The sequence below is a fragment of the Caulobacter sp. CCG-8 genome, assembly GCF_037402475.1.
Taxonomy (GTDB): domain Bacteria; phylum Pseudomonadota; class Alphaproteobacteria; order Caulobacterales; family Caulobacteraceae; genus Caulobacter.
The window spans coordinates 24,799-41,984 of record NZ_JBBEUD010000022.1 but is presented as its reverse complement, the minus strand read 5'-3'; the positions used below and the strand labels follow the sequence as shown (position 1 = coordinate 41,984).

Here is a 17,186-nt window from a genome sequence, read left to right as displayed (position 1 = left end):
CCCGGGGAGCCTCCATGTCACGACGCCTGTTCGCGCTTACCGCCCTGACGCTCGTGACGACCGCAGCCCACGCCCAGCCCACCCAGGATCAGCTGGACCGCTTCGCGGCCGAGCTGCAGGTGCGCTACCAGGTGCTGGACAACCATCCGGCCCCCGCCGTGTGCGCGCCGTCGCCGTCGTGCCATCTGGCCGAGCTGAACCTGACGGCGCCCAAGGCTCCCGCCGCCGGCTGGTCGATCTACTTCAGCAGCGTCACCCCGATCCTGCAGGCCGACAACGACGGCTTCGCCCTGAGCCACATCAACGGCGACCTCTATCGCCTGACCCCCACGGCGGCCTTCGCCGGCTTCGCGCCGGGGCGGCCGGTCCGCATCCCCCTGAAGCTGGCGGGCCATCAGCTGTCCGAGCTGTACCCGATGCCCAACTACTATGTGGCCGGCGACGGGCTGGCGGCGCGGACCATCGCCAGCACCCGGCCCGTGGTCGATCCCGAGACCGGCCTGGAAAGCCTGCCGTTCGTGGCCCCCTTCACCGACGAGGCCCGGCTGGCCGGCGGTTCGGCGGCCGACGCCACGGTCTGGGCCACGGCGGCCCGGGTCTACGCGGTGAACGCCGCCGCCGGGGCCAGCGTCCAGCCGGTTCCGGCCACGGCGGTTCTGCCCACGCCGCTGAGGACCAGGCCCGACCCGAAGGGCGGATCGCTGGACCTGTCGCGCGGCCTGAAGGTCTCGGTCGGCGGCCTGCCGCGCGTCCAGGTCGAGGCGGCGCTCGGCCGTCTGGCCAGGGCCGGGGCGGGCGAGGGCGCCCGGGGCGTCCCGCTGCGGGTCCGGCTGGTCCCCGATGAAAAACTGGCGCTGGGCGGCTACCGGCTGGCGATCAAGACGAGCGGGATCGAGATCGTCGCCTCCGACCCCGAGGGCGCGGCCAACGGCCTGGCCTCGCTGGCCCAGCTGGTGGACGCCCGGCGGACGGTTCCGCTGCTGACGATCGACGACGCCCCGCGCTTCGACTTCCGGGGCCTGCATGTCGACGTGGCCCGCAACTTCCACTCCAAGGCCGAGATCCTGGCGATCCTGGACCAGATGGCGGCCTACAAGCTGAACCGCCTGCACCTGCACCTGGCCGACGACGAAGGCTGGCGGGTCGAGATCGCGGGGCTGCCGGAGCTGACGGAGATCGGCTCGCGCCGCTGCCACGATCCCGGCGAGCGGACCTGCCTGCTGCCGCAGCTGGGCGCGGGGCCGGATTCATCGACGCCGGTCAACGGCTACTACACGCGCGCCGACTACATCGAGATCGTCCGCGCGGCCCAGACGCGGCATATCCAGGTGATCCCGTCCTTCGACATGCCGGGCCATTCGCGGGCGGCGATCAAGGCGATGGAGGCCCGCGCCGCCCGGCTGCGGGCCGAGGGCAAGCCGGAGGCCGAGGCCGGCCGCTATCTGCTGAGCGAGGCTGAGAACAAGAGCGTCTACAGCAGCATCCAGCACTACGACGACAACACCATCAACGTGTGCCTCGACAGCGCCTACGCCTTCCTGGGCAAGGTGGTGGACGAGATGGCCGCCCTGCACGCCGCCGCCGGCCAGCCCCTGACCCGCTACCACATCGGCGCGGACGAGACGCCCGGCGCCTGGAGCGCCTCGCCGGCCTGCGCGGCCTACGAGGCCAAGACCGGGATCAAGCCGGCCGACCTGGGCGGCCACTTCATCGAGAAGGTCTCGGCCCTGCTGGCGCAGAAGGGCGTGACGCCGGCCGGCTGGAGCGACGGCATGGGCCACGCCAAGCCCGACCGCATGCCGGCCAAGGTCCACTCCAACAACTGGGGCGCCCTGGCCGGGGAGGGGCCCGCCAGCGCCCACGTCCAGGCCAACCAAGGCTGGGAGGTGGTGATCTCGACGCCCGAGGTGATGTACTTCGACAGCCCCCAGGCCGCCGACCCCAAGGAGCGCGGCTACGACTGGCCCTCGCGCGCCACCGACACCCGCAAGGTGTTCGACTTCATGCCCGAGAACCTGCCGGCCCACGCCGAGTTGTGGGCCGACCTGCGCGGCAGGCCCCAGGCCTCGAAGGACGACCACCCGCTGGAGCCCGGCGTGCGCTTCAACGGACTGCAGGGCCAGCTGTGGAGCGAGACGATCCGTTCGGACGCCCAGGGCGACTACATGCTGTACCCGCGCCTGCTGGCCCTGGCCGAGCGGGCCTGGCACGGCGCCAACTGGGAGACGCCCTACGTCCCGGGCAAGGGCTACGATCCCACGACCGGCGCCTTCACCGACGCGATGCGGGCCCGGCGCGACGCCGACTGGGCCGCCTTCGCCAACCTGCTGGGCGGGCGCGAACTGGCGCGGCTGGACGCGGCCGGCGTGGCCTATCGCATCCCCACGGTCGGGGCGGTGGTCGAGGACGGCAGGCTGCGGGCCAATGTCGAGTTCCCCGGCCTGCCGATCGAATACCGGGTCGAGGGCGGCGCCTGGCGGCCCTATGCGCCGGACGCGCCGGTCGCCGGGCGAGTCGAGGTCCGGGCCCGTTCGGCCGACGGAAAGCGTGCGGGGCGGAGTCTGTTCGTCCCCTGACCGGGCCGTGGGTCCTCTCGTGCGCCTACGGAAAAGTCCGCGGAAATCGGCCGCCACGGCGGTGGGACGCGAAGGCCGCCCCGGCGCCGGAATCCTGATCATCGCACTGCACAAAAAGCATGGCGGGCGCCGTGCAAAGGGGCGCCGGAGGGCCTGAAGGCCCCCGTTACGGTCCCGTGACGGTCGCGGCGCTTGCAGAAATTTCAGCTTCGACGAACTGTTTCAATCGCGGCATCGCCGTGAGTTGCGTCTGTATTCGCGTTCAATGACAAGAACACGACCATCGGGAAACGCCAGAGAGGAGAAAAACAATCGCGCCTAGACGGCGCACGAGGGGGTATACATGAATAGTCGTTCGCGTAACATCCTGTTCGCGGGAGTTTCGACCGTCGGAATCGCTTTCGCCATTGCTGCAAATGCTTATGCAGCCGACACTCCGGAACCTTCTCCCGACGTCGCCGAACTCGAGGCCGTGATCGTCACCGGCACGCGCACCACCGGCATGAAGGCCGTCGACAGCCCCGCGCCGATCACCGTCCTGGGCAGCGACGTGCTGAAGAAGACCGGCCAGCCGGACATGATCCAGGCGCTGGCCCAGAACGTGCCGTCGTTCAACGCCCAGGCCTTCGGCGGCGACACCGCCGCCCTGACCCTGTCGGCCAAGCTGCGCGGCGTCAGCCCCAACCACACCCTGGTCCTGCTGAACGGCAAGCGCCGTCACGGCACCGCCAACCTGGCCGTGCTGGGCGGGGCCTATCAGGGCGGCGCCGCCGCGGACCTGAACTTCATCCCGCTGGCCTCGGTCGAGCACGTCGAAGTGCTGCTGGAAGGCGCGGCCGCCCAGTACGGCACCGACGCCATCGCCGGCGTCATCAACATCATCCAGAAGAAGGCCACGTCCGGCGGTGAGGTGATCATCAACGGCGGCGGCTACATGGACGGCGGCGGCACGACCGGCGACCTGGCCATCAACGTCGGCCTGGCGCCGACCGAGAACTCGTACCTGAATCTGACCGGCGAGACCAAGTACCACGGCTACAGCTTCCGCGGGGCCTACGACCCGCGCGTGGTGGACACGCCCTACAACACCGGCGCCACCAACAGCCCGGCCAAGAGCTATCCGCAGGTCATCAACGCGCCGAACTGGCCGTACGTGAACCGCATCTCGGGCGACGCCCAGTACCGCCAGACCGTGCTGGCCTATAACGGCGGCGTCCAGGTCACCCCGGACATCGAGGTCTACAGCTTCGGCACCATCGCGCGGAAATGGAGCGCCGCGCACGAGAACTACCGCTTGCCCAACGTCGTGAAGGGCAAGATGGCGACCGACATCCCGTTCCCGCTGGGCTTCGATCCCAAGGAGTCGATCACCGAGACCGACTACGCGATCACCGGCGGGATCAGCGGCGTGACCAACGCCTGGAACTGGGACCTGAGCTCGACCTGGGGGAAGGACGACGACTCCGTCAACGTGCTGGATACGGCCAACGCCTCGCTCTACGCCGACACCTCCACGACGACGGCCAAGGGCTACACGCCGACCGACATCCACGCGGGCGGCTTCATCAACACCCAGTGGAGCAACACCCTCGACGTCAGCCACGAGTTCGACGTCGGCCTGGCCGGCCCCCTGACCTTCGCGGCCGGCGCCGAATACCGCAAGGAAAGCTACGAGATCACGGCCGGCGAGGTGGCCACCTATTACGGCGGCGGCTCGCAGTCGTACTTCGGCTTCGCGCCGGTCAACGCCGGCAAGCACAAGCGCAACAACAAGGCGGTCTATGTCGACCTGGCCGTCAGCCCGATCGAGCCGCTGAAGCTGGACGCCGCGGTCCGCTACGAGGACTTCAGCGACTTCGGCGACACCACCGTCGCCAAGCTGACGGGCCGCTACGACTTCTCGCCGGCCGTCGCCGTGCGCGGCACGGTCAGCACCGGCTTCCGCGCCCCGACCCTGGCGGAGTCGTACTATTCGGGCATCAACGTCTCGCCCAGCTCGATCAGCGGCCAGCTGCCGCCGAACTCGCCCGGCGCGGCCCTGCTGGGCATCAACGGCCTCAAGCCCGAGAAGTCCGAGAACATCAGCGTCGGCCTGGTCACCCACCTGGCGCCCAAGCTGACCATGACGCTGGACGCCTACCAGATCAAAATCAAGAACCGCATCGTCAGCTCGGGCACGCTGTACGGCGAGAACGTGATCACCGTGAACGGCAACAAGGTGACCAACGGCATCGTCTCGCCGGCGGTCATCGCGGCCCTGGCGGCCAACGGCGTCAATGTCGACCCGACGATCCGCACCAACGCCACCTACAGCGTCGGCGCCAACATGTTCGTCAACGGCCTGGACACCAAGACCAAGGGGATCGACTTCGTCGGCACCTACTACAGCGACTTCGGCGACTGGGGCCGGGTCGATTGGTCGCTGAGCGCCAGCTACAACAAGACCGAGGTGACCAAGATCGCGCCGAACCCGCCGGGCCTGGACCCGACGCTGACCCTGTTCGACGCCATCGCGATCGCCAACCTGGAAGACACCTCGCCCAAGTACAAGGTCATCGCCGGCGGCTACTGGAGCCTGGGCAAGTTCGCGATGAACCTGAAGGAGACCTTCTACGGCGAGACCTCGGGCCTGAGCACCGACAGCGGTTCGTCGGCGCTGATGAAGACCAAGATCAAGCCGGCGATGATCACCGACCTGGACCTCAGCTACCAGGTCCTGGACAGCGTGAAGGTGTCGATCGGGGCCAACAACCTGCTCAACTACTACCCCAACCGGATCAACGGGCTGCTGCGCGAGCACTACCTGAAGAACAACAGCAACGGCTACGTCACCCAGTATCCCTCGTTCTCGCCCTTCGGCATCAACGGCGGCTACTACTACGGCAAGGTCACCTACAGCTTCTGACCGCGCCTTATCGGTTGAAAAACCAAGGAAAAGCCGGGCCCCGCGCCCGGCTTTTCTGCGTTTTCGGCAAACCTTCCGGCGGGCGCCGGCCGATCAGTCAAATCGCGTTCCCGGGCGTGAAATTTCAGGTCGCCCGCTCTCCGCACAAGCCTTGCTTTAGGCGCCCAAGGGCGGGGCGCCGGGGGCTTTCTCATAAGAAGATCGAGTTTTTCGCATTGTTGTTGAAACAACGTCGTCTGACATACCCAAGGCGATCGCCTGGCTCGCAGGCGGCCTTTCGCGACAAGAAAAATCGGGGACGGTATGGGTGATCAATCGACGGTCGTGTCGGGTGGCGTTCTGACGCGGCGACGGTTTTTCGAGGGCCTGGCGGCCTTCGGCGGGGTGTCGCTGGCGATGGCCGGCATGGACGCCCTGGGCTTCGGTTTCGCCTCGGCCCAGGCCGCCCCGCCCAAGCTGGAAGGCGACGCTAAGGGAACCAAGGTCGTGGTGCTGGGCGCGGGCCTGGCCGGCATGACCGCCGCCTACGAACTGACCAAGGCCGGCTACAGCGTCCAGGTGATCGAGGCCCGGTCCTTCGCCGGCGGCCGCTGCCAGACGGCGCGCAAGGGCTTCCAGCACACCGACCTGGTCGGCAACAGCCAGACCTGCGAGTTCGACGAGGGGCTCTACATCAACCACGGCCCGTGGCGGATCCCGTACCACCACCGCTCGACCCTGCATTACACCAAGCTGTTCGGGGTGCAGCTGGAGAGTTTCGTCAACGACAACGACGCGGCCTATGTCTATTTCGAGAAGGGCGACGGCCCGCTGGCCGGCAAGCCGATCCGCAAGGGCGAGATCGCCGCCGACGCCCGCGGCTACGCCGCCGAGCTGATCGCCAAGGCCGCCTCCAAGGGCCAGCTGGACGCGCCGCTGACGCCCGAGGACCGCGACCTCTTCGTGGCCTACATGATCAACGAGGGGCGGCTGTCGCCGACCGACCTGGCCTATACGGGGACCGAGGGGCGGGGCTTCGACATCCATCCCGGCGCCGGCGTCGATCCGGGCCCGGGCAAGCCGTCCAAGCCCTACAGCCTGACCGACGTGCTGCACTCCAAGGCCTGGCGGGTGCTGAGCTCGGTCGCCGGCTACGAGCAGCAGCGCACCATGCTGCAGCCGATCGGCGGCATGGACCAGATCGCCAAGGGCTTCGAGAAGCACGTCGGGTCGATGATCCGCTACTCGTGCGTGGTCGAGAAGATCAAGCAGTCCGACAAGGGCGTGAAGGTCACCTACCGCGACAAGTTCGGCGAGCAGGACGTGATCGAGGCCGACTACTGCGTCTGCACCATCCCGCTCAGCGTGCTCAAGAATGTCGACGCCGACTTCTCCAAGCCGTTCAAGGCGGCGATGTCGGGCGTGTCCTACGCGCCGGTCAACAAGATCGGCCTGCAGATGAAGACCCGCTTCTGGGAGGAGAACCACTTCATCTACGGCGGCCACATCTACAACGACATGCCGGGCATCGGCACGATCACCCTGCCGTCCACCGGCTGGCAGGGGCAGAAGGGCGTGCTGCTGGGCTACTACGCGTTCGGCGGCGAGGCGGCCAAGATCAGCGCCAAGAGCCCCGCCGACCGCGCGGCCTTCGCCGTGGCGGCCGGCCAGAAGATCTTCCCCGAATACGCCGAGAACTTCGAGAACGCCTTCTCGTTCAGCTGGCACCTGGCCGAGTTCAATCTGGGCGGCTGGGCCGAGTGGGGCGAGGAGGGGCGCAAGAACGCCTATCCGGTCCTGACCGAGCCCGACGGCCGCGTCTATCTGGCCGGCGAGCACCTGACCTATCTGGGCGGCTGGCAGGCGGGCGCCATCGAGTCGGCCTGGCAGCAGATCGGCAAGATCCATGCGCGGGTGATCAAGGCGTGAAGTCGCGCTATGCCTTCGTCACCGTTCCTCGGGGAGTTTCCATGAGTCGTTCGATCGCCTTCGTTTGCGGCCTGCTGGCCGTGTCCGCCGCTTCCACGACGGCCTTGGCCGCCACGCCGCAGTCGCTGTTCAACGACAACTGCTCGGCCTGCCACCAGACCACCGGCAAGGGGGTGAAGGGCGCGTTCCCGGCCCTGGCCGGCGACCCCTTCGTCCAGGGCGACGCCGCCCCGCTGACGGCCACCGTGCTGTCGGGCCGCGCCGGCATGCCGGCCTTCAAGGACGACATCAACGACGCCGACCTGTCGGCGATCCTGACCTACATCCGCACGTCCTGGGGCAACAAGGGCAAGCCGGTGACGGCCGCCGACGTCGCCGCCGCCCGCGCCAAGCTGAAGGCCTCCAAGAAGCCGGCCAGCCTGCAGGCCCACTAGCCGATCGGGCGGTGGGAGGAATGGCTTTGATCTTTCGGACCCAAATCAACAGGAGACGACCATGAAGCGCCTGATCCTCGCCGCCGCCGCACTGGCCTTTGCCGGGACCGCCGCCCACGCCCAGGACATCGTCCGCGGCGGCTCGCCGACCTCGCCGATCGCCAGCGTGGTGACCGTGCCGGCCGGCTACGACACCATCTATGTCAGCGGCATGACCCCGCCGATGCTGGACCCCAAGGGCGACCCGGCCCTGACGGCCACCTTCGGCGACACCAAGACCCAGACCCTGGGCGTGCTCAAGCGCATCGAGGAGGCGCTCAAGACGCAGGGCGCGACCATGGGCGACGTGGTGATGATGCGCGTGCTGCTGGTCGGCGACCCGGCCAAGGGCGGCAAGATGGACTTCGCCGGCATGATGGAAAGCTACAAGACCTTCTTCGGCACGCCCGAGCAGCCCAACAAGCCCTCGCGCATCACCAGCCAGATCACCTCGCTGGTCCAGCCGGGGATGCTGGTCGAGATCGAGGTCCAGGCGGCGCGGAAACCGAAGTAAGGCGCTCCGCCCCCCTACGGGGGGCGGACAGACCGCGCAGCGGTCAGGTGGGGGCAAGTCGGTGAGCCTCGGGGCCCTACGACCCACTTGCCCCCTACGGATCGCTTCGCGATCGTCTTCCCCCAAAGGGGGAAGAGGCCATCCGCCCGAGCGACGTTTCGCCACGCGCGCAACTGTCCCCTGTTAATTGTGCCTAACGGGCTGTTAACCATGACGGAGGAAGGTGCGAGTCACCTAAAGTCCCCGCGTTGACCGCGTAGTTAGAGGCCATCCGATGAGCGGAGCCGAAGTCCTGGATGTCGGCCGCGACGCGATCTGGCTGACCCTTCAGCTGTGCGCGCCGATCCTGATCGTCGGCCTGGTGGTCGGCGTGGCCATCGGCCTGTTCCAGGCCCTGACCCAGATCCAGGAAGCCACCCTGGTCTACGCGCCCAAGATCGTCGCCATCTTCGTCTCGCTGCTGCTGTTCCTGCCGCTGATGGGCGCGCTGATGTCCGGTTTCATGAGGCAGATCGCCGCCAAGATCGCCGGGATGTAGGGGCGGGGCTTGGACAGCTACGCCACAGTCCTGCAGGTCTACGCCGGCGGCCTGGTCTTCGCCCGGATCGGGGCGATGGTCATGCTGATGCCCGGCATCGGCGAGACCGTGGTGCCCCAGCGCATCCGCCTGTCGTTCGCCGTGCTGATGGCCATGCTGCTGGCGCCGCTGGTGGGCAAGTCGATCGTCTCGGTGCCCAGCAGCGTCGGCGCCATCGGCGGGGCGGTGCTGCACGAGGTGCTGATCGGCCTGATGATCGGCCTGATCCTGAAGATGTTCGTCAGCTCGCTGACCACGGCGGGCGAGGTGATCTCGATCCAGACCTCGCTGTCCTTCGCCCAGACCACCAACCCGGCCGGCGCGCCCAGCAGCACGGCCGTGGCCACCTTCCTGTCGATGCTGGGCCTGACCCTGATCATGGTCACCGACCTGCACCACCTGTTCATCGGGGCGATGGCCAAGTCGTACGACCTGTTCCCGTTCAGCCGCCCCGTGCCCGTCAACGACGCCGCCACCCTGGCCGTGCGCACGGTGGCGGACTCGTTCAAGCTGGGCCTGCAGCTGGCCGCGCCCGTCCTGGTGTTCTCGATCGTCTTCAACCTGGCGACCGGCCTGGTCGGCCGGGTCATGCCGTCGTTCCAGATCTTCTTCGTCACTTCGCCGCTCAGCGTGATCCTGGGCCTTTCCCTGCTGGGCCTTTCGCTCGGCGGCATCGCCATGGTGTGGACCGATCGCTATCGGGAACTCCTGTCGGTGTTCAACTAGGGAGGCGCGGGCGTGGCTGACGAACAGGACGACGCGTCAAAGACAGAAGAACCAACAGCCAAGAAGCTGTCGGACGCTCGCGCCAAAGGCGACGTCCCGAAATCCGCCGACATCGCGCAACTGGCCTCGCTCTCGGGCGCGTTCGGCGTCGTGGTCATCGCCGGCGGCTGGCTGACCCGCGACATGGTCGGCAACCTGACGCCCTTCCTGGCCCATGCGGGGACCATGGACGTCGAGGGCGGCATCCGGGCCATCGCCAAGATGGCGATCATGGCCGCCCTGCCGGCCATCGTCCTGGTGATGGTGGTCTCGGCCCTGATGGGCGTGGTGGGCAACGTGGCGCAGACGGGCTTCCTGCTGTCGGCCGACAAGATCAAGCCCGACCTCCAGAAGCTGGACCTGATCAAGGGCCTGGGCCGGATCTTCGGTCCGGACGGCTTCGTCCAGTTCGCCAAGTCGGCCGTGAAGTTCATCGTCACCGGCATCATCGCCTGGCTCGTGATCAAGCCGGACGCGGCTCAGATCACCACCCTGGTCGGCATGGACGTGGCGGCGATCGTGCCGCTGTCCATGAAGCTGTGCATGAAGATGTTCTGGATGGTGCTGATCTTCCTGATCGCCACCGCCGGCTTCGACTGGTTCTGGCAGCGCCTGCGCTTCAACAAGCGCATGCGGATGAGCGTCCAGGACGTCAAGGACGAGATGAAGCAGTCGGAAGGCGACCCGCACGTCAAGGGCAAGCAGAAGCAGATCCGCATGCAGCGCTCGCGCCAGCGGATGATGGCCAACGTGCCCAAGGCGACCGTCGTCGTCATGAACCCGACCCACTACGCCGTGGCGCTGAAGTACGAGCAGGGTGAGACCGCCGCGCCGATCTGCGTGGCCAAGGGCGTCGACGACCTGGCCTTGAAGATCCGCGCCGTCGCCGAGGAGCACGGCGTCTACGTGCTGGAAGACCCGCCCCTGGCCCGCGCCCTCTACGCCGCCATGGACATCGACGAGCAGATCCCCGCCGAACACTTCGAGGCCGTGGCCAAGGTCATCGGCTTCGTGATGAGCAACAAGCAGAACCGCAAGCGGGCCTGGGCGGACTAGCCGGCGAGATAATCGCATTCAAAAGTTGTCATCCCGGAAGCCCCGCAGGGGCTGTCCGGGACCCAGGTGACTGGGCTGATGCTTTGCGGTTCCCCTGGGTCCCGGACAAGCGCTCCGCGCTTTCCGGGATGACAACCGTTGGGGGCGGACTAGTTCGGCTTCCCCGACATCATCCCCAGCCGATACGGCGGTTCCGCGGCGGCCACGTCCGCCGGCCGCACCGTCGGTTCCAGCGCCGCGGCGCCCGCCAGGCCCCGGCCCGTGACGTTGCTGATCGCCAGCTTCGGTCCCTCGGCCACCGCCACGTCCACATGGTCCAGCACGACGTTCCTCATGTTGGCCAGGCTCATGCCCTTGCCCGCCGAGCCCGTGACGTTCCTCAGCGTGAAACCGTCCAGCGGCTTGTCGGGATGGATGTTCGTCGCCTGGACCAGCACCGGGACGTCGGTGACCTTGATGCGCTCGAAGGTGAAGTTGCGCACCGTCGGCACGCCCTCCGGGCCGGCGACGGGGAAGGGGTCCTGCTTGCCGCTGTCCAGGAAGTTCAGGCGCAGGAAGCCGTCCCTGGCGCCCGAGACGTCGAGGTCGCGCATGACGATGTCCTCGATGAACGCCCCGCGCCCGGGCCGGCTCTTGATGTAGATGGCGAAGGTGTAGGCGGCCAGGCATTGGCAGCGCTCGACCAGCACCCGGCGGATGCCGCCCGAGGTCTCGCTGCCGATGCCGATGCAGGCCCAGCGGTGGTCGCGGAACGCGCAGTCGCTGATCCGCACGTCCTCGGTGGGGCGGCCGATCAGGTTCCCCTCCATGCCCCGGCCGGACTTCAGCGAGATGCAGTCGTCCACCGTGTCGAAGTCGCAGCGCTCGATGACCACGCGGCGGCAGGAGTCGACGTCGATCCCGTCGGCCCCGCCCCGGACCGTCACGCCCCGGAACAGGACGTCGTCGCAATAGACCGGGTGGATCGACCACATGTCGTTCTGTTCGGTGAAGACGTCGGTGACCGACAGGTCCTGGACCTCGACGAACTCCAGCAGGGCGGGGTGGCGCAGGCCGCTGGCCTTGTCGACGCGGCCCGGGATGGCCTTGGAGCCCAGGATGCGGCCCTTGCCTGCGATGGCGACGCCGCGCGCGTCCTGGGCCCAGACCAGGCCGACATGGCCCGGCGTCCAGCGGCCCTCCCAGCGCACCTGGACCACCGGATAGTCGGCCAGGTCGGGCGAGCCCTGCAGCGTCGCGCCCTCGTCCAGCAGCAGGGTGGTGTTCGAGCCGAGGCGCAGCGCGCCGGTCAGGTAGACGCCGGGCGGAACCGTCACCACCCCGCCGCCCAGCACGGCGCAGCGGTCCAGGGCGGTCTGCAGGGCGACCGTGTCCTTGGTCGTCCCGTCGCCCTTGGCGCCGAAGTCGCGCGGGTCGAGGCGCAGCCCGGTCGACTTGGCGGCGGCCTTGGCGGTCTTGGCGGTCGAGGCGGACGCGGCCGTCGCGGTGGTCGCCAGGGCGGCGGCCCCCAGGCCGGCCGCCGAAAGCACGGCGCGCCGGCTGGGGGAGGGGGCGCTCTCGTCGCGCGCGGTCTTCGTCATAGCGGGCCTCCCGAGGCGACGGCCGGTTTCTGACACCGGTGTCTTTCCTCGGGAGTGTTGGGCGATCAGTCCCCGCTGTAAATCCGCGCGCGAAAAAATGGGGCGGCGGTCACGCCACGTAGCGGGCGATGACCATGCCCAGGATGGTGATCATCAGCAGGCCGCCGGCGATACGCTGGCTGCGGGCGGGGCTGGCGCGGTCCAGGATCTGGACGGCCAGGGCGGTGACGGCGGCGACCACGGCGACCATCAGCACCTGCTCCTGCCGGCCGAAGGCCCCGCCGTGCAGGATGGCGGCCAGCGGGACCCCGGTGACAATGGCGACCCCCGCCGCGCCGAACTGTGGACGACGCAGGGCGTCGATCCCGCTTCCGCCCGTCCGGGCCAGCACGAAGGTCGAGCCCGCCCAGAAGACGGCGGACAGCACGTGGAGCGACAGCAGCAGCATCAAGGCGATGGTCATGGCGATATCCTTTCGCGGACCGCCGTTCTGGCGGCGGCGATATTCATAGACATCGAATCATTCGACGTCTATCTATCGAATCATGAACCCTCCGGGCCCGCTTTCCGCCCCGCCGATCGGCTTCGTCCTGTCCCAGGTGTCCAAGGCCGTGGCGCGGGCGTTCGACGACGCCATGACCGAGGCGGGCGGCTCGCTGTCGACCTGGCTGGTGCTGCGCTCGCTGATGCCCGGCGGCCATCAGCCCCAATCGGAGTTGGCCCAGGCCGTGGGGGTGCAGGGGCCGACCCTGACCCACCACCTGAACGGCCTGGAGGCCCAGGGGCTGATCACCCGCACCCGCGACGCGGCCGACCGCCGGGCCCACCAAGTGGCCCTGACCCCCGAGGGCCGGGCGCGGTTCCTGCAGCTGCGCCAGACAGCCGAGCGCTTCGACGCCCGCCTGCGCGGCGACCTGACGGGAGCGGAGGTCGACCTGTTGCGGGGCCTGCTTTTGCGGCTGCGCGCCCACGTGGCGGACTAGGTCGCGGCGACCATAATCCGGTCACGGAATCAGGAATCGATCACGGATCGCGCTCCGCGAGCGGGTTAAGGGTATTCTATCCCGCGAATCGATGGGCTGGACGCCCGCAAGGCTGAAGAAGGATTTCGGTCGACCATGACCGAGACGCCCATGAAAGACTTTGGCGCAACAGACTCCGTCGGCGCGAAGCGTCGCCCGGACCTCCTGATCTGGGGCGCGGCCATCTTCCTCGTCCTGGCCGCCGCCTTCGCCGCCGCCCCCGCCCTGCGGGCCGGTCCCGCCACCCTGGCGGGCCTGCTGCTGCTGGGCGGCGTCGCCGGCGTGGCGATCCTGGGCCTGGTGGCCATCCGCGCCTCGACCGCCGTGACCGATCCCGAGCCCGAGGGCGCCGAGCTCTTCGTCGACGCCCTGTCGGAACCCGCGGCCCTCACCGCCGCCGACGGCCGCATCCTGGCCGCCAACGCCGCCTGGGCCCAGGCCGTGGGCGACGCCCGCCGCCTGCCCAAGGGCGCGGCCGGGGCCGGCCTGTTCGCCGCCCTGGTCAAGGCCCGCGACGGGGCCAAGGGAGAAGGAGGGCGCGCCGACGGGACGCTGGTCATCGGCGGCCACGAGCGTCGCGCCGAGGCCGCCCGCCTGCGCGGCGGCCGCCTGCTGGTCCGCCTGCCGACGGTGATCGAGAAGGAGGTCTTCGTCCCGACCGCCGCCCCGGCCCCGGTGATCTCGCAGTCCGCCCCGGCCCCGCGCACCCTGGACGCCTTCTCGGGCGCCTCGCCGTTCGGCGCGGCCCTGCTGGACGGGCTGGACCCGTTCAACTCGCGCATCCTGGAAGCCAATCCGGCCCTGACCGCCATGGCCGGCGCCGTGCCGGCCGGGACGCTGTTCGGCGCCCTGATCGACCCGCCCTCGCGGACCGAGGCCGAGACCCGCCTGGCCGAGGGCAAGGCCGGTCCGTTCGAGGTGCGCCTGGCCCGCGACCCGACCCGCATCGCCCACCTCTATCTCTACCGCGCCGACGGGCGGCTGGTGGCCTATCTGATCGACGTGTCCGAGCAGAAGCAGATGGAGCTTCAGCTGGCCCAGGCCCAGAAGATGCAGGCCATCGGCCAGCTGGCCGGCGGCGTGGCCCACGACTTCAACAACCTGCTGACCGCCATCCAGCTGCGCCTGGACGAGCTGCTGCACCGCCATCCGGTGGGCGACCCCTCCTACGAGGGCCTCAACGAGATCCGCCAGACCGGCGTGCGCGCCGCCGACCTGGTCCGCAAGCTGCTGGCCTTCAGCCGCAAGCAGACCGTCCAGCGCGAGGTGCTGGAACTGGGCGAGCTGATCAGTGAGTTCGAGGTCCTGCTGCGCCGCCTGCTGCGCGAGGACGTCAAGCTGATCACCGACTACGGCCGCGACCTGCCGCAGGTGCGGGCCGACAAGAGCCAGCTCGAGACCGCCGTCATGAACCTGGCCGTCAACGCCCGCGACGCGGTGCGGGCGGCCAAGGGCGGCGGCGTCGTGCGCATCCGCACCGCCCGCCTCACCCAGGACGAGGCCCAGAGCCTGGGCTTCCCGGGCGCCGAGGGCGATCAGGCCTTCATCGAGGTCAGCGACGACGGCCCGGGCATCCCGCCCGAGGTGATGGGCAAGATCTTCGACCCGTTCTTCACCACCAAGCCGGTGGGCGAGGGGACGGGCCTGGGCCTGGCCACCGTCTACGGCATCGTCAAGCAGAGCGACGGCTGGATCCACGTCCACAGCCGTCCGGGCGAGGGCGCGGCGTTCCGCATCTTCCTGCCCGTGCACGAGCCGACCCCGGCCCAGGAAGCCGCCGCCGCGGCCGCCGCCGCCGCGCCGGAAGCGGCCAAGCCCCGCGCCGCCCGCGACCTGTCGGGCGCCGGCCGCATCCTGTTCGTCGAGGACGAGGACGCCGTGCGCGGCGTCGCCGCCCGCCTGCTGCGCGCCCGCGGCTACGAGGTGCTGGAGGCCAGCGACGGCGAGGAGGCCCTGATCATCGCCGAGGAGAACGCCGGCACGATCGACCTGTTGATCAGCGACGTGATCATGCCCGGTATCGACGGCCCGACCCTGCTGAAGAAGGCCCGCGGCTATCTGGGCAACGCGCCGGTGATGTTCATCAGCGGCTATGCCGAGGCCGAGTTCAGCGACCTGCTGGAAGGCGAGACCGGCGTGACCTTCCTGCCCAAGCCCATCGACATCAAGACCCTGGCCGAACGGGTCAAGCAGCAGCTGCAGGCGGCCTAGCTGCCGTGAAACGGGCGCCGTCGGACGACCGGACCTGGGGTTTCTGTCGGCCGCGCGCGGCGTGAGGTAAGGCCCCGGCGGACATATCGCCGCCGTCGGGGGACGCTTGCAGCTTCACACCATGATCTCCCTCGGCCTGGCCGTGGGGACCACCGTCTTCGCCGTGAAGTCCGGCGACCGGGCGGCGCGGAGGTTCGGCGTTTCGTTCCTGGCCTCGTGGGTGGCGTCCCTGGTGGTCAGCAAGCTCCACCTTCCGGGCGGCGCCAGCCTGGCGATCTTCTGCATCGACAGCGCCACCCTGGTCTATTTCGCCTGGGCGTCGCTCGACGCCCGCCGCATCTGGACGGCGGTGGCGACGGCTTTCATCCTGCTCATCGTGGCCTCGCACGTGGCCACCGCGATCGATTTCAGGGTGACCCTCGACACCTTCCGGCTGAGCATGGCGCTCTGGAGCTATGGGATCCTGGCCTGCATCGGGTTCGGCGCGTGGTCGAGCCGGCGGGACCAGGCCCGGACGCCGGTTCTGGCGAGGGGCTAGCGGGATCACCCCCGCTGCAGCAGGACCGTCGGCGCTTCGCGATAGGTGGTCCGCGCCACCTCCAGGAAGCCCATCTTGTAGGCCAGCTTCAGGGACGGGGCGTTGTCGGGGTCGATGATGCAGACCACGGGCGCGTCGCCCCACTGGCCCTTGGCCCAGGACAGGGCGCCGGCGATCGCCTCGGTGGCGAAGCCCCGGCCGTGGGCCCAGCTAGCCAGGGCCCAGCCCATCTCGGGCACGCCGTCGATCGAGGGCTCGATCCCCCGGTGGAAGTCGGCGAAGCCGATCTCGCCGACATAGCGGCCGGTCGCCGTCTCGCGCGCCGCCCAGTAGCCGTAGCCCAGCACCGCCCACAGCCCCCGGGCCCGCAGCAGGCGCTGCCAGCTCTCCTCGAGCGTCGAGGTTCGCCCGCCGATGAAGCGGGTCACCATCGGGTCGCCCCACATCGCGGCGCTGTCCTGGAAGTCGGACGCCTGGGGCGGGCTGAGGGTCAGGCGGGCGGTGGTCAGGGTCGGGGGAATCATCGGCTTTCCGGAAGTTGGCGCGCCAGCCTATACCGGGGCGGCCCGCCCGCCACGGACCAGAGAGCCCGGATACGCGCATGACCACGCCGCAAGACGCCATCGCCGCGCGCCGCAAGCTGACCAACAAGCTGATCGCCGGCAAGGACGCCCGTCGGCTGGCCCCGTTCTTCGCGCCGGACATCAAGGTGATCGTCGGCGACGGCTCGCTGATCCTGGGGGCGCGCGACGTGCTGGAGGCCTTCGCCGCCCAGTTCGCCGACCCGGCCTTCGTCGCCTATGTCCGCACCACCGACCGCATCGAGCTGGACGCCGCCGGCGACCGGGCCGCCGAGCAGGGGACCTGGGTCGGGACCACGCGGGGCGTCCCGGACACCCGCGGGACCTACCTGGCCACCTGGCGCAAGGTGACCGGCCAGTGGGTGATCGAGAACGAGCTGTTCGTGACGCTGAGCTGAGGGACTGGGCGCCAGGCCGCCGGCCGCACGAAACGTGCGCTCCGCCGCAAGATGACGCGAAATTAATACCGGCGCCGTTGCC

General features: G+C 69.2%; 15 protein-coding genes. 12 read left to right on the top strand and 3 right to left on the bottom strand.

Features of this window, described 5'->3' with window-relative positions:
- Window positions 1-14: 14 nt before the first annotated feature.
- The 8 genes from WAE60_RS19410 (at window position 15) to flhB (ending at window position 10,774) form a co-directional block, all read left to right on the top strand.
- The gene (locus WAE60_RS19410) at window positions 15-2,576 is read left to right on the top strand and encodes a family 20 glycosylhydrolase (protein ID WP_337688032.1); all 2,562 of its coding nucleotides are present in this window, start codon (window positions 15-17) and stop codon (window positions 2,574-2,576) included.
- Between the two features lie 472 nt (window positions 2,577-3,048).
- Entirely contained in the window at window positions 3,049-5,481 is a 2,433-nt protein-coding gene (locus WAE60_RS19405) for a TonB-dependent receptor (protein ID WP_231499530.1), read from the top strand.
- Window positions 5,482-5,784: 303 nt separating this feature from the next.
- Window positions 5,785-7,389, top strand: coding sequence for a flavin monoamine oxidase family protein (locus tag WAE60_RS19400; RefSeq protein WP_337688031.1), 1,605 nt, complete (start codon window positions 5,785-5,787; stop codon window positions 7,387-7,389).
- A gap of 41 nt (window positions 7,390-7,430) precedes the next feature.
- Window positions 7,431-7,823 (top strand): cytochrome c, encoded by a 393-nt coding sequence (locus tag WAE60_RS19395; protein WP_029915981.1) that lies wholly within the window; start codon window positions 7,431-7,433, stop codon window positions 7,821-7,823.
- Window positions 7,824-7,884: 61 nt separating this feature from the next.
- Window positions 7,885-8,376, top strand: a complete 492-nt coding sequence (locus WAE60_RS19390; protein ID WP_029915982.1) for a RidA family protein — start codon at window positions 7,885-7,887, stop codon at window positions 8,374-8,376.
- 274 nt (window positions 8,377-8,650) lie between these two features.
- Window positions 8,651-8,914: a flagellar biosynthesis protein FliQ gene (gene fliQ / locus WAE60_RS19385; protein ID WP_029915984.1), complete on the top strand. Its 264-nt coding sequence runs from the start codon at window positions 8,651-8,653 to the stop codon at window positions 8,912-8,914.
- A gap of 9 nt (window positions 8,915-8,923) precedes the next feature.
- Window positions 8,924-9,679, top strand: a complete 756-nt coding sequence (gene fliR / locus WAE60_RS19380; RefSeq protein ID WP_029915986.1) for a flagellar biosynthetic protein FliR — start codon at window positions 8,924-8,926, stop codon at window positions 9,677-9,679.
- A 12-nt stretch (window positions 9,680-9,691) separates the two neighbouring features.
- On the top strand, window positions 9,692-10,774 hold the full coding sequence (gene flhB / locus WAE60_RS19375) for a flagellar biosynthesis protein FlhB (protein ID WP_337688027.1): 1,083 nt from the start codon (window positions 9,692-9,694) through the stop codon (window positions 10,772-10,774).
- Window positions 10,775-10,923: 149 nt separating this feature from the next.
- Here the strand turns inward: flhB and WAE60_RS19370 are convergent, their stop codons facing one another.
- Together WAE60_RS19370 and WAE60_RS19365 are read right to left on the bottom strand one after the other, a co-directional pair.
- Window positions 10,924-12,354 (bottom strand): glycosyl hydrolase family 28 protein, encoded by a 1,431-nt coding sequence (locus WAE60_RS19370; protein WP_337688026.1) that lies wholly within the window; start codon window positions 12,352-12,354, stop codon window positions 10,924-10,926.
- A 109-nt stretch (window positions 12,355-12,463) separates the two neighbouring features.
- Window positions 12,464-12,817 (bottom strand): hypothetical protein, encoded by a 354-nt coding sequence (locus WAE60_RS19365; RefSeq protein WP_029915992.1) that lies wholly within the window; start codon window positions 12,815-12,817, stop codon window positions 12,464-12,466.
- Between the two features lie 82 nt (window positions 12,818-12,899).
- Here WAE60_RS19365 and WAE60_RS19360 point away from each other — a divergent pair, with 82 nt between their 5' ends.
- The 3 genes from WAE60_RS19360 to WAE60_RS19350 all read left to right on the top strand — a co-directional run bounded on the left by WAE60_RS19360 (window position 12,900) and on the right by WAE60_RS19350 (window position 16,125).
- Window positions 12,900-13,337, top strand: a complete 438-nt coding sequence (locus WAE60_RS19360; protein ID WP_337688022.1) for a MarR family winged helix-turn-helix transcriptional regulator — start codon at window positions 12,900-12,902, stop codon at window positions 13,335-13,337.
- Between the two features lie 150 nt (window positions 13,338-13,487).
- A complete protein-coding gene (locus tag WAE60_RS19355; protein WP_337688020.1) occupies window positions 13,488-15,587 on the top strand; it encodes an ATP-binding protein in 2,100 nt (699 codons plus the stop codon).
- A gap of 106 nt (window positions 15,588-15,693) precedes the next feature.
- Window positions 15,694-16,125, top strand: a complete 432-nt coding sequence (locus WAE60_RS19350; protein WP_337688018.1) for a hypothetical protein — start codon at window positions 15,694-15,696, stop codon at window positions 16,123-16,125.
- 5 nt (window positions 16,126-16,130) lie between these two features.
- Here WAE60_RS19350 and WAE60_RS19345 read toward each other — a convergent pair whose 3' ends face one another.
- The gene (locus WAE60_RS19345) at window positions 16,131-16,649 is read right to left on the bottom strand and encodes a GNAT family N-acetyltransferase (protein WP_029916000.1); all 519 of its coding nucleotides are present in this window, start codon (window positions 16,647-16,649) and stop codon (window positions 16,131-16,133) included.
- Window positions 16,650-16,726: 77 nt separating this feature from the next.
- Between WAE60_RS19345 and WAE60_RS19340 the strand changes: the two genes are divergently transcribed.
- The gene (locus tag WAE60_RS19340) at window positions 16,727-17,104 is read left to right on the top strand and encodes a nuclear transport factor 2 family protein (RefSeq protein WP_337688016.1); all 378 of its coding nucleotides are present in this window, start codon (window positions 16,727-16,729) and stop codon (window positions 17,102-17,104) included.
- Window positions 17,105-17,186: the final 82 nt, after the last annotated feature.

Coding starts and splice junctions, on each gene's coding strand:
- WAE60_RS19410 (WP_337688032.1), top strand. CDS start 15: ATGTCACGACGCCTGTTCGCGCTTACCGCCCTGACGCTCGTGACGACC.
- WAE60_RS19400 (WP_337688031.1), top strand. CDS start 5,785: ATGGGTGATCAATCGACGGTCGTGTCGGGTGGCGTTCTGACGCGGCGA.
- WAE60_RS19395 (WP_029915981.1), top strand. CDS start 7,431: ATGAGTCGTTCGATCGCCTTCGTTTGCGGCCTGCTGGCCGTGTCCGCC.
- WAE60_RS19390 (WP_029915982.1), top strand. CDS start 7,885: ATGAAGCGCCTGATCCTCGCCGCCGCCGCACTGGCCTTTGCCGGGACC.
- fliQ (WP_029915984.1), top strand. CDS start 8,651: ATGAGCGGAGCCGAAGTCCTGGATGTCGGCCGCGACGCGATCTGGCTG.
- WAE60_RS19370 (WP_337688026.1), bottom strand. CDS start 12,354: ATGACGAAGACCGCGCGCGACGAGAGCGCCCCCTCCCCCAGCCGGCGC.
- WAE60_RS19365 (WP_029915992.1), bottom strand. CDS start 12,817: ATGACCATCGCCTTGATGCTGCTGCTGTCGCTCCACGTGCTGTCCGCC.
- WAE60_RS19360 (WP_337688022.1), top strand. CDS start 12,900: ATGAACCCTCCGGGCCCGCTTTCCGCCCCGCCGATCGGCTTCGTCCTG.
- WAE60_RS19355 (WP_337688020.1), top strand. CDS start 13,488: ATGAAAGACTTTGGCGCAACAGACTCCGTCGGCGCGAAGCGTCGCCCG.
- WAE60_RS19345 (WP_029916000.1), bottom strand. CDS start 16,649: ATGATTCCCCCGACCCTGACCACCGCCCGCCTGACCCTCAGCCCGCCC.
- WAE60_RS19340 (WP_337688016.1), top strand. CDS start 16,727: ATGACCACGCCGCAAGACGCCATCGCCGCGCGCCGCAAGCTGACCAAC.